The 443-nt window shown below is 54.4% G+C and carries 1 protein-coding gene; it reads left to right on the top strand.

What is annotated here, in order from left to right; translation table 11 throughout:
- Positions 1-337, top strand: a 337-nt coding sequence (locus SB717_RS33745; protein WP_410907169.1) for an ankyrin repeat domain-containing protein, incomplete at its 5' end; no start/stop codon positions are given.
- Positions 338-443: the final 106 nt, after the last annotated feature.

Below are 443 nucleotides of genomic sequence, written 5' to 3'. Positions count from 1 at the left end.
ATACGACGGGGACACTCCCCTGCTTTTCGCAGTTGCCGAAGACAATCTTCTACCTCAATTGCGCGTGCTCGTAGAAAACAATGCAAATGTGAACCTCAAGGATTCGCTTGGCAACACCGCGATTTTCGGAGCGACCCAAATCCGCCAGTGGGACTCCGTCGACTATTTGTTATCGCACAAAGCCGACCCTACCGTCGTCAATGACGGTGGTGTGACATACGCCAATGTGCTCAAGATCGAGCTTGACAGTACGCCGAAAGGCTCCCCCCAGCTTGAGCGTATCGAGGCGATACGCAAGAAATTGATCAGCGCAGGCGGGAAGTGGCCAACGGCATGAGAAGTACCCGAGATGAAAAACGCAGGGTTGCCGGCATGAGACGACATCCCTGGGTAGCGCGATGACCACGTTATCGCGTTGCAAGATGGCGAAGGTTAATGCAGGG

The organism is Priestia sp. SIMBA_032 (genome assembly GCF_046535215.1).
In the GTDB taxonomy this organism is placed as follows: domain Bacteria; phylum Bacillota; class Bacilli; order Bacillales; family Bacillaceae_H; genus Priestia; species Priestia aryabhattai.
This window is presented reverse-complemented; position numbering and strand designations above follow the sequence as displayed.